This is a genomic window from Fusibacter sp. QWL-12, from assembly GCF_058683495.1.
Map to the genome: position 1 here is coordinate 3,217,361 of NZ_CM178745.1, position 14,578 is coordinate 3,231,938.

Annotated in this window: 16 protein-coding genes; 13 read left to right on the plus strand and 3 right to left on the minus strand. The window is 40.2% G+C overall.

Translation table 11 applies throughout. From position 1 onward, the window contains the following. Positions 1 to 4: 4 nt before the first annotated feature. From AC4PID_RS15475 to AC4PID_RS15500, 6 genes are all read left to right on the plus strand, one after another. The gene (locus tag AC4PID_RS15475; RefSeq protein ID WP_492132887.1) at positions 5 to 1,177 is read left to right on the plus strand and encodes a phosphomevalonate kinase; all 1,173 of its coding nucleotides are present in this window, start codon (positions 5 to 7) and stop codon (positions 1,175 to 1,177) included. Positions 1,178 to 1,244: 67 nt separating this feature from the next. After that, a complete protein-coding gene (locus tag AC4PID_RS15480; RefSeq protein ID WP_492132888.1) occupies positions 1,245 to 1,991 on the plus strand; it encodes a helix-turn-helix transcriptional regulator in 747 nt (248 codons plus the stop codon). Positions 1,992 to 2,083: 92 nt separating this feature from the next. After that, the gene (locus AC4PID_RS15485) at positions 2,084 to 3,169 is read left to right on the plus strand and encodes an S-layer homology domain-containing protein (protein WP_492132889.1); all 1,086 of its coding nucleotides are present in this window, start codon (positions 2,084 to 2,086) and stop codon (positions 3,167 to 3,169) included. A 61-nt stretch (positions 3,170 to 3,230) separates the two neighbouring features. After that, entirely contained in the window at positions 3,231 to 4,127 is an 897-nt protein-coding gene (locus tag AC4PID_RS15490) for a helix-turn-helix domain-containing protein (protein ID WP_492132890.1), read from the plus strand. A gap of 216 nt (positions 4,128 to 4,343) precedes the next feature. Next, positions 4,344 to 4,667, plus strand: a complete 324-nt coding sequence (locus tag AC4PID_RS15495; protein WP_492132891.1) for a PadR family transcriptional regulator — start codon at positions 4,344 to 4,346, stop codon at positions 4,665 to 4,667. Between the two features lies 1 nt (position 4,668). Continuing rightward, entirely contained in the window at positions 4,669 to 5,232 is a 564-nt protein-coding gene (locus AC4PID_RS15500; protein WP_492132892.1) for a DUF2812 domain-containing protein, read from the plus strand. Between the two features lie 76 nt (positions 5,233 to 5,308). On the opposite strand, the gene AC4PID_RS15505 is transcribed toward AC4PID_RS15500, so the two are convergent. Then, entirely contained in the window at positions 5,309 to 5,968 is a 660-nt protein-coding gene (locus AC4PID_RS15505) for a YkgJ family cysteine cluster protein (RefSeq protein ID WP_492132893.1), read from the minus strand. Between the two features lie 229 nt (positions 5,969 to 6,197). On the opposite strand from AC4PID_RS15505, the gene AC4PID_RS15510 reads away from it, so the two are divergent. The 4 genes from AC4PID_RS15510 to AC4PID_RS15525 all read left to right on the plus strand — a co-directional run bounded on the left by AC4PID_RS15510 (position 6,198) and on the right by AC4PID_RS15525 (position 9,294). Next, positions 6,198 to 6,542, plus strand: a complete 345-nt coding sequence (locus AC4PID_RS15510) for a DUF1292 domain-containing protein (protein WP_492132894.1) — start codon at positions 6,198 to 6,200, stop codon at positions 6,540 to 6,542. A 237-nt stretch (positions 6,543 to 6,779) separates the two neighbouring features. Continuing rightward, on the plus strand, positions 6,780 to 7,310 hold the full coding sequence (locus AC4PID_RS15515) for a PadR family transcriptional regulator (protein ID WP_492132895.1): 531 nt from the start codon (positions 6,780 to 6,782) through the stop codon (positions 7,308 to 7,310). Further along, positions 7,303 to 8,103, plus strand: coding sequence for an alpha/beta fold hydrolase (locus AC4PID_RS15520; RefSeq protein WP_492132896.1), 801 nt, complete (start codon positions 7,303 to 7,305; stop codon positions 8,101 to 8,103). Before AC4PID_RS15515 ends, AC4PID_RS15520 begins: the two co-directional genes overlap by 8 nt. A 183-nt stretch (positions 8,104 to 8,286) precedes the next feature. Next, the gene (locus AC4PID_RS15525; RefSeq protein ID WP_492132897.1) at positions 8,287 to 9,294 is read left to right on the plus strand and encodes a mechanosensitive ion channel family protein; all 1,008 of its coding nucleotides are present in this window, start codon (positions 8,287 to 8,289) and stop codon (positions 9,292 to 9,294) included. A gap of 239 nt (positions 9,295 to 9,533) precedes the next feature. Here AC4PID_RS15525 and AC4PID_RS15530 read toward each other — a convergent pair whose 3' ends face one another. Then, positions 9,534 to 10,253, minus strand: a complete 720-nt coding sequence (locus tag AC4PID_RS15530) for a hypothetical protein (RefSeq protein WP_492132898.1) — start codon at positions 10,251 to 10,253, stop codon at positions 9,534 to 9,536. A gap of 8 nt (positions 10,254 to 10,261) precedes the next feature. Then, complete coding sequence (gene rpsD / locus AC4PID_RS15535) at positions 10,262 to 10,861, minus strand: 30S ribosomal protein S4 (RefSeq protein WP_492132899.1); 600 nt, start codon at positions 10,859 to 10,861, stop codon at positions 10,262 to 10,264. Between the two features lie 646 nt (positions 10,862 to 11,507). On the opposite strand from rpsD, the gene AC4PID_RS15540 reads away from it, so the two are divergent. From AC4PID_RS15540 to ilvD, 3 genes are read left to right on the plus strand one after another with little or no spacing between them, the layout of a single operon-like run. Further along, entirely contained in the window at positions 11,508 to 11,741 is a 234-nt protein-coding gene (locus AC4PID_RS15540) for a hypothetical protein (protein ID WP_492132900.1), read from the plus strand. A 26-nt stretch (positions 11,742 to 11,767) separates the two neighbouring features. Beyond that, positions 11,768 to 12,778 (plus strand): ketol-acid reductoisomerase, encoded by a 1,011-nt coding sequence (gene ilvC, locus AC4PID_RS15545; RefSeq protein WP_492132901.1) that lies wholly within the window; start codon positions 11,768 to 11,770, stop codon positions 12,776 to 12,778. Next, positions 12,771 to 14,465, plus strand: a complete 1,695-nt coding sequence (ilvD, locus tag AC4PID_RS15550) for a dihydroxy-acid dehydratase (protein ID WP_492132902.1) — start codon at positions 12,771 to 12,773, stop codon at positions 14,463 to 14,465. The genes ilvC and ilvD overlap by 8 nt, the downstream gene beginning before the upstream one ends. Positions 14,466 to 14,578 lie beyond the last annotated feature (113 nt).

A 14,578-nucleotide genomic window follows, 5' to 3' on the forward strand; every position in this document is an offset into this window, starting at 1 on the left:
ATGAATGCAGTTTAAAGTACCCGGAAAACTAATACTTTCAGGCGAATATGCGATTCTCTACCCCAATCAAATCGCCATCGTTGCAGCCACTAACCGGACGCTGACGGTGGCGATTTCACATTCAGATGAAGAGAAAAGCTATGTCTACTCAAAAGATACTGATGTCAAGCTTTACTTCGATGCCTTAGGTGATGGCTTTATCGATGAAGCCATTAGAACTGCAATGGCTTATATTAGACAGATAATGAAAAGGAATGTTCTTACGACAACAGAGACAGATCTTAAAAAGACATCTGTGCCAATGAAGTTAATAAATCCAATAAGTTCGAAAGGCTCAATAAAACCCAAGATCACGAATGAGCCCACAGCGCATTTAAAAATCACACTTGCAAGTGAATTATCTAACTCAGAGAAAGTCTCTTTAGGTTTAGGTTCTAGTGCGGCAGTGGTTGTCGGCGTAATTAAAGCACTACTCAAATGGCATGGCATTCGATCTAATAAAGCGCTTCTTTTTAAATTGGCATATCTTGCACATTATCGTGTTCAGGGAAGCGGTTCAGGTGTTGATATTGCCGCAGCTGTATATGGTGGTTTGATCCTATATGAAAGTGTGGATTTAAATCGTATACTGCAAGAGGCAAATCATGAAAATCTTTACTATGAAAATATATATAGGATTGTCAACTCTAAGTGGTCAGGTGGGGATGTTACATCGCTTAAGCTTCCGGATGCCATCAATTGTGTGGTTTTTTGGACAGGTGAAAAAGCATCGACAAAGGACTATATCAAGCGCTTTAATCAGATGGCAGAAAAGGATAAAAAGGTAATAGACACCTTCTTAATGAGGACACATGAAAACGTAAAAGCCTTAGAAATGGCGTGCCATAACAACGATGCGTCAACTTTTTTCGAAGCCATCAAAAGTCAAAGACAGACCTTATTGGATTTAGAGCAACAACTTGGGTTAAAGTTAGAATCAGAGAAACATACTGTTTTCTCAAACACTATGGCTCAAATAGGCGCGGCTAAGTTTTCTGGCGCTGGCGGTGGCGACTGTGCGATTGGATTTTATAGGTCAACCGATCAAGTGGCTATCGAACAGATACTAGAGAGAATGTTTGAAACGGATGCGTCTGCTGAGGAACAGCTGTTTTGGGATTTGATTCAAAAAACTTGACAGTTCCCAAGTTTTGGATAAAGATAAAGGAAAATAGTATAAGTAGATAAATTATAAGAGGTGAAATATGAGTTATTCTGGATTTGCTTCTTTTTTAGATCAAGAGCCTCAATTTAAACAGTTCTTAGATACCTTTCCCTATCCGATTCAAGTTTATTCAACTACTGGATTATCTGTTTTCATGAATTCGATATTAATCGAACAATATGGGATTGATCCTTCAAAAGTAATTGGCTATTACAATGTTTTTGAAGATCCTGAAGTGTGTGGTAAAGGACTTGCACAGCCACTCAAAGCCGTATTAAATGGTGAAACTGTTAAATTTACAGATATTAAAGTGCCTCTCGAAACGGTCTCTCAGATATACGATATCGAGCATATGGAGATGGTAGCACTATATCAAGATCTAACCGCTTTTCCTTTAAAAGACATAAGAGGAAACGTCTGTTTTTTTGCAGTGATGATGATCGACAAACGGATTTATTGCGAAAGAAATGAGATATCAAAGGCGAAAGCTTATATTGAGGATCATATCCTAGAACCCTTTAATCTTGAATCCACAGCAGCTGCAGTCAACTTAAGCAAGTATCATTTTACTCGTGCATTTAAAAAATCAATGGGAATAACACCACTAGCATTTTATCAGGAAATAAAGCTTCAAAGATTAAAATGTTTAATAGAAGATGAAAACATTTCAATCTCCGAGGCGTTTTCTAGATGCGGATGGGACTATAGTAGTTATTATGCAAAGCTATTTAAATTAAAATTTGGTATGTCACCTAAGCAGTATCAAAGCAATATTCATCATAAATAGAGCACTTTTTTGCTTTTTCTAGTTTTTTCACCTCGTTATCATAAACTTATCATCTAAGAACAAAATGTTCTTATGAAATAAGGAGGTTGAAAATGAGAAAGACGATTTGCTTACTTTTAGTTGTATTTTTGTGTGTTACAATAATAACAAGCTCTGCTTGGGCTGTGGATACACTACCAAGCAAGCTGGAAGCACCAAAGCTAATTGCACTTAATTTATTGAATGATGATGATGGCGTACCCTACATAGAAGTTGTCTTTGATGTGCCAGATAGCATCATCGATCTGATAGAGACACGTCCAGCTGATGGAGACGTACTTTACGAATATGCCATTCAGATCGATTCAAATCCTTGGGGAGAATTTGGAAATGGTGGCTACTTAGATACGGTTCTGGAAACAGAAGAAGCCAAAGTTAATGGTTTTTCAAACCGATACAAGGTAACCATAGAAGTCATTGATGAAGGCAATCTTGAAACCATAGATATCAAAGAACATACGTATAGCATTATGTTTCATTTCTACTATGATCATTTTGAAGGTGTCGACACAATAGGTTATATTTTTTCACCATCTTCAAATGCGCTTTCAATTGGCACGCCAAGTTTTTACTCAAAAGCAAGTAGTTGGGCAGAAACAGAACTTCAAAAGGCGTTAGAATTAGGATTGATTCCAGATCTTTTAAAGGATCAAGATTTGACAGCACCGATTACTCGAGAGGAGTTTTGTGAGCTGGCGATTTTATTGTATGAAAAAACAAGTGGAAAGTCAGGAATCCCATATGCACCTAATCCGTTTACAGATACTAAAAATCAACAAATATTAAAAGCGTATCAACTGGGTATAACCTCAGGTACATCTGCAACAACCTTTTCACCATTTAGAGTCATCAATCGTGAGCAATGTGCAGTGATGCTTTTCAATGCGATCAAAGCAATAGTACCAAATGCTGATTTTAGCATTACAGGGGTTAAAGATTTCCCCGATCAAAATGAGATTTCATCATGGGCGATAAATGCTGCAAAGTACATGTCGAAAATTGGTATTATAAATGGTAATTCACAAGGAATGTTTATGCCAAAAGCTTCATCAACTGTACAGGAAGCTGCAAAATACGGTATGGCGACTAGGGAACAGGCAATTGTCATGTCGGTTAAAATTTATGAGAAGTTTAAATAGTATTAATCAAACAGAGCAAAAATAGTCGAGTCTTTAAATCGGTCGTTTTGTTACACTGTTAGTGAAAGGAGTGAGAGCTATCGGCGCACAGAGAGAAGCTGTACAGCGAATGCAAGATTTCATCATAAAGCATCTTGATGAGGAGATCGGTCCTGAAGAGCTGGCAAGGGCATCTTACTTTTCTCCTTGGCATGCCAATCGCTTGTTTAAAAAGTTTACTGGATTTACGCCTGCAGAGTATGTCCGGAGACTGCGATTATCAAGATCAGCACTACTTTTAAGAGATTCTGAAAAAAAAATTATTGAAGTGGCTTTTGAGATGGGATTTGGTAGTGTGGATGGTTATCAAAGGGCTTTTTTCAAAGAGTTTGGTCTAAACCCAAGCGATTATGTGGATCATCCAGTGCCCCTTTATCTGTTTATTCCTTACCGTGTGGAAAACGATCGAGAAGAAGAGGAGTTTAACATGAAAGAGACAGAGACTATTTTTGTAAAAACAATTAATAAACCTAGACGTAAAGTTTGGATCAAGAGAGGTGTTAAGGCGACTGAGTATTTTGGCTACTGCGAAGAGGTAGGATGTGACATATGGGGACTACTTACAAGCATAAAAACGCCTTTTGAGGAGCCAGTTAGCCTTTGGCTACCTGAAGCATATATCAAGCCTAATACATCAAAATATGTGCAAGGTGTTGAAGTTCCGTTAGATCATACTGGTATTAAGCCAAGTGATTTCGATGAAATTGAATTGCCAGAAGCAGAATATCTTTTATTTCAAGGTGAACCGTTTGAGGAAGAGGATTATGGCAAAGCAATAGAGTCGGTTTGGCAAGCCATCCAAAAATACAATCCTAAAAACATTGGTTATGAATGGGATGAATCCAATCCACGGATTCAACTCGAGCCTTTGGGTGAGCGTGGTTATATGGAGCTTATGCCAATAAAGCCAATCAAATAGAAGACGGTCAAAAAGCGTTTTGATAAAGAAAATTTATCAAACGCTTTTTTAAATTTTTTGTTGACATTTATATCGGCAAGCGATATAGTTGTATTACGGAAGCCGATATAACGTTATGCGTAATATCGTTAAACGTAATAACGGTATCCGTAATAAAATCAGACCTGATTGTTTTTATAAATACGTCTCATATAACTGCTATAGGAGGAAACTCAAATGCCTGAAAGTTCAGAGAGAAATGCATTAACCGAAGCTGTTTACTACATACTTTTGTCAGTGTTTCAACCACTGCATGGTTATGGCATCATGCAACACGTTAAAGAATTAAGCCATGATCGAGTCACACTTGGTCCAGGAACCTTATACGGCGCCATTAACACTTTGCTAGAAAAAGGATGGATCGAAGCGCTAGAAGGTGAAAAAAACGCGCGTAAGAAGGAGTATCGAATTACAGCGAGAGGGATGAACGTCGTTGAAGAAGAAATCTTGCGACTAGAAGAATTGATTTTAAATGGCAAACAGAAGTTGGGGGTGATTTAGGATGAAGCAAATTATTTGGAAAGCCTTCTGGGATTTTGAAAAAGAGGAGAAATGGTTAAACGAACTGGCTGCTAAAGGGTTAGCACTATCTGATTACTCATGGTGTAGATATGCGTTTGAAGAGACCGATCCAGGAAAATATGAATATAGAATTGAGCTCTTAGGTGAAGTGCCAAAACATCCAGAAAGTCAATCTTACATTCGATTTTTAGAGGACAATGGCGTCGAATGTGTTGCCACATATATGCGCTGGGCTTATCTTCGTATGGAAAAAACAGAGGGTGGATTTGAACTTTATACAGACAAAGCGTCTCAACTGAAACACTACTCTAAAGTGTTCAAATTTTGGAAAACGATGTTTACTATGGAAGTTGTCGTGATGCTGTTCAATCTAGTTGTGGGAATACTCGTTTGGCGACTGGCTGATGGTAATCATCAGTTCTTAAACATCAATACCGTCTGTGCGCTGGTGCTGACGCCGATAGTGATACTTTACTATAAGTTAGGTGTACCGATTAGAAGAAGATTAAGAGCATTAAAGCAGGAGATGATCATTCACGAATAAAAAATGCCACATCGAGCCATTCCTATAGATAATGGCTTGATGTGGCATTTGCTTTATTTTAAATATATTAATATTTCTAGAGTATCCCCAATGCGCTTTTCACATGAGAGAGACGGTTATAAAATTCTTCATAAAAATCGTCGGTGTCAAATGTATAGAAACCGTCTAAGAAAAGGTCGTACATTGCCTTTTGATCCTCTGGATCACGTACGAATTTCATACGAAATGCAAGTGCCTTTAAAACGTTATACCAATCCAGTAAGAACTTTTTATTTTCAGTGTAGTTTTCGATACCGATCCATTTCTTAACCTTAATTTTTTCCAGTTTAGGTTTGACACATGCGTCTTGAAGTAGGAAATATTTAAAATCCTCATCCTCATATACCCTGCCTAGTGGAAATAAACGACAGATGTTTGGACGGTAGGCGTGAATTGAGCATCGCTGATTTTCATTTAGAAACGTACAGCTTTCAGCTTCACCGACCATGGATAGAAATGGTTGTACCATGCCACCAGATAGCTTTAAAGTTAGATGCCTTTCCAATAATGTTTCCCATGAAAGGCCAGTTGCACGCTTGATTTCGTAGACATCAAACGGCGTTAAGGTGATGTAGTCGCCGACGCTTTGACAGCAAGCGCTACAGCCCTCACAACCCATCGTGTCCGCTTTCACTTGATCGTTAAGCCCGTAGGTTTGACCGTCTGATACCGCATTTAAATAAACATTTGTTTGCATACTTGCTCCTTATATCATGAACCCTAGTTTGACCAAGGGATCTAGTTCATTTTCACTCTCTTATCATACATGACTGACAAACATTTTAATAGTCTCAAACACAGTAATATTATCCTTTGAGATCAAGTCATAAAAGTTAACAGAAATTTATCATTTCGAAACCGCTGGGATATCGACATTTCAACGAATCCATTGTATAATCAGATATAAAATCCAGTGAGGTGACAAAATGTCTGAATTAAAACACGATCACGATGATCAAGCATGTGGCTGCGGTCATGACCACGATCACGATCATGATCACGAGCATAATCATGTGCATACAGTAACTTTAGAACTTGAAAACGGCGAAGAATTAGTTTGTCCAATTCTTGAAATCTTTGAAGTAGATGGCAAAGAATATATTGCTTTATTACATCCAGAAGAAGAAATCGCATTGCTTTATGGTTTTACTGACTATGAAGACGGTTCTATTGAGTTAACTGAAATTACTAGCGATGACGAATACGAAGTCGTATCTGAAGCTTTCAATTCTTTATTTGATGAAGAAGACGAAGAGGGCGAAGAAGAATAATAAGTAATATACAAATCCCACAGACTTACACAAGTAAGGTGTGGGATTTTTTGCGCTTTACTTTTATATACCTAATAGGTATAATTAGATTATAAGTATACCTATTAGGTATATTCGGAAACATTTACAAATTTCTCTTGATTGAAAAGTGCTTATCATAAGCAACCATTCAAAGTTATCATTAAAAAAATCAATCGGATAGCATTTAACGCTGTCCTTATTTTAAAGGAGACGCATATGGAATATATCATTTTAGGTTTGCTGATGATCCGAAGCCTATCGCAGTACGACATTTTGAAAGCACTTGAAAAAGAGGTTTCTCCCTTCTATAGTGCGAGTTTAGGCAGCATCCAAAACGCTCTAAAACGATTGGCAGAAAAATCTTTGATAGAGATGCAGACAGTTGAAAGTTCCAATAGAGGTAAAAAAATTTTTAGTATTACAGATGAAGGTATGCATTATTTTAGAACCTGGATGCTGTCCGAATCAAGTCGAGATAAACTTGAAAACGAACTACCCAATAAACTCTTCTTTATGGGACACTTATCTAAACATGATCGAAAAGTACTCATACAAACGAATATTCAGACGTTAAAGACGATCATCGATGCTTATAGTTTGATACAAGTAGCGTCGTCTACGATGGAAGCGGATAAAATTATGCACTATCAACTTAAGACCTTAAAGCTAGGACTCAGTTATTTCGAAAGTACATTGACTTTCTTAGAGAACTTACTTATTGAAGAAGAGGCGGTTAACTATGAATGAAAAATATGCACTAAAGCAAATTAAAGTAAAGGGCGAGGCTTTTAATTATTTTACAGTTGGCGATGCGTCAAACCCAGCGTTGTTACTTTTTCATGCAGCTTATGCGGATCATCATATCTTTGATTCACAAATCGATGCACTTTCAAAAACGCATTATATGATCACTTTGGATTATCCAGGACATGGTATTGAGCGACAGATGAGTAGTTCCTTTTTAATTAAAGAGGTTCCAATGCTTGTGGAGACAATTTTAGAAGATGAGGGCGTAGCGTCAGTTCACGTTATTGGCGTTTCACTGGGTGCTCTAATTGCACAGTACTTTTGCTCAGTGACACAAAGAAATATACTTAGCTTGGCACTGGTAGGGGGGTATTCCGTACTTGAGGATAATAAAGCACTTTTGAAGCTCCAAAACAAGGAAATGATCAAACTCATGCTGAAGCTCATCTTTTCACCCAAAGCCTTTAGAAATGCCATTGCTTCTGAGGCGACACAGTCGAAGCAGGGACGAGAAGTTTTCCAAAAAGCCTTAGAGGGGTTTGGATTAAAGCATATGCGTGCATTCTCAAATGCCAATCAGCTGATGCAGATCAGTAGTTGGCAATATACATTTCCAATGCTACTCTTCACAGGTGAGTTTGAAAGGGGCGAAGTTATAAAGCACAATCAAGCCTGGGCACAGCGCTCAGAAGTAATTGCCCATCGCCAAATTAATGTGGCTGGCCATTGTGCTAACCTTGATCAGCCAATTGTGTTCGTAGAAACATATAACGCATGGCGTGAGGATTTGTAGATGGATTTGACGGCAGTTCATAGATACCGTTATACTATAGAGAGAAGTTTTAAATGATCACTAATCTAAAGAGGAGGGATTCATATCCAAGAATTATTAACCTACAAAATTCTCAACAACACGATAGAAAACTACCTTTGGTTTCTCGGCGCTTTTGTAATCGCAACACTCGTCATCCTATTTTTGAAGTCTGTCCTTTTAAAGCGGATCTTTGGCTGGGTGATAAAACGATCTTCGGTAGAGGATACTGTTTTTATTCCTGCAGTAAGAAAATACCTACCTAGGTTTTTATATATCGCCGCACTCTATGTGAGCTCTCGCATCTTAACCATCACTGATAAAGTCAATCACGTGCTAGGGCTCTTCCTACTGGCGTTTGCAGTATATTACTCTGCAAAGCTCCTCAGTGCTTTTATTGAATACCTGTTCAATCGCTATAGAGAAAAAAAGACGGTGGATTCAAGCCAAAACATGGCCATCGTATGGCTCATCAAAATGTCAAAGTTCGTCGTGTGGACCATTGCACTACTTCTTCTGATCAGTAACATCGTTCCAGATGTAAGTGCACTTATAGCGGGTCTTGGTGTTGGTGGTATCGCCATTGCATTTGCTTCGCAAGCAATTATTGAGGACATCTTCAGCTACTTTACAATCTTCTTTGATCGACCATATGAGCTTGGGGATTTCGTCATAGTTGGTGATTTCTTAGGCACAGTTGAGCATATTGGTATCAGAACGACGCGTTTGAGAAGCCTTGGCGGTGAGCAATTGGTCTTTTCCAACAAGGACCTAACCTCAGCGAGACTAAAGAACTTTAAAACCATGCAGGAGAGAAGAGTGGTCTTTTCATTAGGGGTTACGTATGACACGCCACTTGAGACGCTTAAACAGCTACCAGGTGTGATCAAGGCAACCATAGAAGCGAGAGAACAGACGCGATTTGACAGAGCACATTTTCAGTCATATGGCGATTCAAGCCTTAAGTTTGAAGTGGTTTACTATGTATTGACGGGTGAATATAATATTTTTATGGACATCCAACAAGCCATTAATTTCGATATTAGAGAAAAATTTGATGCGCTCGGCGTTGCATTTGCCTTCCCATCACGTACGCTCTACATCGAGAACAATACTCCTAAAACAACCGTAATCAACAAACCCGTACCAGCTCCATCGGGAGAGAATATTTAAAAAAATAAGAGAGACTGCAAATTGATATTTGCGATCTCTCTTTTCATTTATAACAAATTCAGTCATTTCACAATATCAAATCTAAATAGCACGTAATAATAACTATTGTAGGAGGCTCCACAACGCAGTTAGGTTGCATAGGCGAGCAGTAATCGAAGATTGCGACCAGCCGAGGACCGGTCCTCCGGAGAGAGTTATTATTACGTGCTATTTAGATGGTGTGCAATATTGATTAAACTTTATAAACAATATCGAAAATGAAAATTAAGTCTCTCAACAAACTGGTGTCCAGCGATCTCTGAAGTGGTTACGGACTGACATAGGTGCTTAAACTCCGCGTAATCTAGCCCAGTGTCGTCTGAAAACGCCACTGCATTTTCACCGTAGTCCTCAGATAAAAAGGTGCAGACCTCTGAAGCTGAACCAAACAGATGTAATGTTAGCTTTCTCCTAGGTTCATCGTCAAAAAAGCGATTAAGTGCATGTAAGTGAAGGACGAGCTTCGCTTTTAAGTCACTTTCGCTAATCGACGATGCATTTGAAAGCGTTTCTATCAGGTTATCAAGATAGCGATGGGCTGACTGATCTATCGGACTGATGCGTCTTACTTTAGGGAGCTCAAATGTCTTTCTGTACGGCGTTCGCATAGAGGCATAAACCTCTGATTTCAAAACCTCATAGGAAGACATTGGCATATAAAAACCGTCGCTTAAATCGTCAATCCAGTTGTAATAAAGGGTAGGGACGAGAACGTAACGCAAATAATCCGCTAATTCGTGAACAGAGGCGTGACTGCTCCAGCCAAGCTTTGCGAATCCCTTTTCATGGTCAAAGTAACCCAGATAAAGGAACATCGTCTGTTCGGTAACTGCTTTGCCCGTAATTCGCCCAAAAAGTAAATCGTCGATGTCATATTGCTCAATTCTTTGAGCCCAGAAGCTGTCAGGTCGAATACTCATAGACAGCCTTATAGCATCTTAGCATAGAACTCAACGACGAGATGGTCATCGATTTGGATCGGAATCTCGTCTCTAAGTGGTAATCGTGATAAGGTTGCAGAGAACGCTTCAGGATCATAGGTAATATAAGGTAAAGTATAACCCACTTTTTCTGTCAAGTTCTCTTTAAAAGTAATGACATCTCTTGATTTTTCTCTCAGGGTAATTTGATCGCCTTCCTTAACAGCGAAAGAGGGAATATCCACTTTTTTGCCGTTAACGAGGATATGACCGTGAACTACCATTTGACGGGCTTGTCTGATAGAACTTGCAAAATTCATGCGATAGACGAGATTGTCTAGACGGGTTTCAAGATCCTTTATGAGCTTTTCACCTGTGAGTTCTGAGCTCTTTTTAGCGGACTTTACATATCTTCTAAACTGTTTTTCCATCACTTCATAATAGCCGCGAAGTCTTTGTTTTTCCAGTAGCTGTATACCATAAGCAGATAGCTTCTTCGCATCTCTTGCTTGTCCATTCCCTTGTCGGTTCATCGCTTTCGGATGACCCGTTACGTTTAAATTTAGTCTTCTACATTTTTTGAATCTTGGCTCTCTCATTCTTGCCAAATGACCACCTCCTAAATGAAAATAATTATCAATTAACGAGAAATATTTTAGCACTTTAACCCAGTAACGTCAATAAGTGCGGCAATTTGTTCACAGTTTATTAGCAGATTGTTTTGGAATCCATTATATTTTGTTTGTTGCGTGAATTTGTGGTGTGCGGAAGCATTGGAATGACGGTGTTCTGGGCACATGGAAAATTTGAGAAAAATGAAGGATACATTTCAAAAAATATTACAACAGCAAGAAATATTTCAGAAAATTCAAAAAAGAGGTTGACTTTTATTTTCAAGGTGTGTAATATCATCTTTAATAACTGAAATGCGCCGACTGAGAGAAACGTATTCAAGTGTTCTTCAAAGAGAGTCACGAATGGTGGGAAGTGACAGGAGCCGAATACTTAATAATCACTCAAGAGCAGCGAAGTCGAAAGGAACCGAGTAGACTGAGCCGGGTTGATCTTCGTTAAACGATCGAGGTTACACGTGTAAACGTAAGACCTTAATGAGAATGAACCTTCTATAGGTTTATTGAACGCAGGGTGGTACCGCGAAAAGATGATTCGCCCCTCGACAAAGCATATACTTTGTCGAGGGGTTTTTTTATATAGTAAAAAGACTTTTTTCAAAAATTATTAAAGGAGGGTGCTATGGCGGAGCATATTGTAAAGGCGACAATTGATGTTGATCCAGAGGCAATGATGCGCGTAACTGCGTTACTAAAAAGAAAAGGATACCAAATGAGACGAATTCTGCTGGAGTCGGATTCAAGTCAAGAGTTTGCTAGCTTAGAGATGGTGCTTTGGTCAGAAGCACATAGTGTTGAAACCACACGCAATGTTTTAGGACGCATCTACAGCGTTCACAATGTGGAAATTATATAAAGACTAAAAGGAGAAGAGGTATTCATATGGCGAAGATGTATTATGAAAACGAATGCGAATTAGGGGTTTTTGAAGGTAAAAAAGTGGCAGTGTTAGGCTTTGGTAGTCAAGGTCATGCACATGCCCTCAACTTAAAGGAAAGTGGCGTTAAAGTCTGTGTCGGTTTATACGAGGGGTCGAAAAGCTGGCAGAGAGCGGAAGCGAAAGGCTTGGAAGTTTATACTGTCGCTGAAGCGGTTAAACAATCAGACCTTGTGATGATGTTACTTCCCGATGAAAAGCAAGCAAAGGTTTATAAAGAGGACGTTGCACCTAATTTGGTTGATGGTCAAGCACTTGCTTTTGCACATGGCTTTAACATCCACTTCAGTCAAATCGTTCCACCAAAGGGCGTCGATGTTTTTATGGTTGCACCGAAAGGTCCTGGCCATTTGGTAAGACGTGTCTATACGGAAGGTGGTGGTGTACCCGCATTATTCGCAGTGTACCAAGATGCAACTGGAAAAGCGCGTGACTTTGCTATGGGCTATGCTAAAGGGATCGGCGCTGCGAGAGCAGGTATCCTAGAAACTACTTTTAAGGAAGAGACAGAAACCGATCTTTTCGGCGAACAAGCTGTACTCTGTGGGGGTGCAACTGAGCTGGTTAAGGCGGGATTTGATACATTAGTTGCCGCTGGCTATCAAGAAGAAATTGCATATTTTGAATGCTTACATGAGCTTAAACTCATCGTGGATTTGCTATATGAGGGTGGTCTTGAGCGCATGCGCTACTCGGTAAGTGATACTGCTGAATATGGTGATTACAGTGTGGGTAAGCGTATCGTTAATGAAAATACACGTGCTGAGATGAAAAAGGTATTGAGCGAAATCCAAAGTGGTGAGTTTGCAAAGAACTGGATCTTAGAAAATCAAGCAGGTAGACCAGGCTTTAACGCTAAGCGTCGTCAGGAGATGGCACACCCTATGGTAAATGTGGGCAAACAGCTTAGAGGAATGATGACTTGGTTGCCAAATCAAGGTGGGTTAGATGAGTAAATTAATAAATGTTGAGTTTAAAAGCCAAAGATTAACTGAAGGTGTGGAGAGAGCGCCGCATCGTTCGCTCTTAAAGGCGTTGGGACTTACGGATAGAGAAATGTCTCAGCCCTTTATCGGGGTGGTCAGTGCTTTTAGTGAGCTCGTTCCTGGACATGCGCATCTTAGGCAGGTTGCTGATGCCGTCAAATCTGGCGTGCGTCTGGCGGGCGGGACTCCATTTGAGTTCCCAGTCATCGGCGTCTGTGATGGGCTTGCGATGAATCATGAGGGGATGCGCTATTCCCTCGCCAGCCGCGAGCTGATCGCAGATAGTATCGAGACCATGGCCATGGCACATGCACTGGATGGGTTGGTGCTTGTACCCAACTGCGATAAGATCGTGCCCGCCATGCTAATGGCGGCCGCACGCCTAGATTTACCAGCCATAGTCATCAGTGGTGGCCCAATGCTCGCTGGACGCGTCGGAGACAAGGTCGTAGACCTAAGTGCCGTCTTTGAAGCGGTTGGCAGTGTCAAAGCAGGTAAATTCTCAGAGGCTGAGCTCAAACAGTACGAAGAAGAGGCATGTCCAACCTGTGGCTCTTGCTCTGGGATGTACACAGCAAACTCCATGAACTGTATGACAGAGGCGCTTGGTATGGCGCTACCGGGTAATGGTACGGTACCAGCTGTGTATTCGAAAAGAATGCGTCTGGCTAAAGAGACAGGCTACAGAGCGGTCGAACTGGTTAGAGAAGGACTCAAACCGTCAGATATACTTACGCCTCAGGCATTTCACAATGCACTTTCTGCCGATATGGCACTTGGCTGCTCGACGAACACCGTACTACACCTCACGGCAATTGCACATGAAGCTGGGGTTGAACTCAATCTAGAAACAATAGATACAGTAAGTCGTAAGACACCGAATCTATGTCGCCTCAGTCCTGCAGGTGCTGCACACATCGAGGATCTCGATCGCGTGGGTGGCATGAGTGCACTGCTTAAAGAGCTAAGCTCAGGCGAATTACTAGAAACCTCCGCACTGACCGTATCGGGAAGAACTTTAGAAGAGCAGTTAGATGCTGTATGTGCGTTCAATAGCTGGTCAAGTGATCAAAACGTTCTAAGGACACTGGAGAATGCTTATGCATCAGAGGGGGGCATCAAGGTTTTAAGAGGCAATCTTGCAAAAGATGGCGCTGTTGTAAAGCAGTCTGCTGTCAGTCCTAAAATGATGCAGCACAGTGGCCCTGCTAGAGTCTTTGATAGCGAATCAGAAGCGGTACATGCGATCCTAAACGGTCAAATCGTACAAGGGGATGTGGTCGTAATAAGGTATGAAGGTCCAAAAGGGGGACCGGGTATGCCAGAGATGCTAACTCCTACCTCGGCGCTCTCTGGTATGGGGCTTGATGAATGCGTGGCACTCATTACAGATGGTCGTTTCTCAGGTGCAACCAGAGGGGCAGCGATTGGTCATGTTTCACCAGAGGCGTTAGAGGGTGGTGATATCGGCTTTTTATTAGAGGGTGATATGATTGATATCGATATAAAAGCGGGTCTCTTAAATCACAGACTGGATGACGTCACTTTAGCCAAGAGAAGAGAAACACTTCAGCTAGTGGAGAAGCCTGTGAAGGGCTATCTAAAAAAATACCTATGTAAGGTGTCATCTGCATCTGCTGGTGCGGTTATAAAATAAAAAAACAAAATTAATATTAAAGAATTCAATCATTTTAATGAATAATTGTTTTTTAAGATTTCAATAAATAGATAGAATAATCATTATTGAAGTACTTAATAAAGTTTACGTAA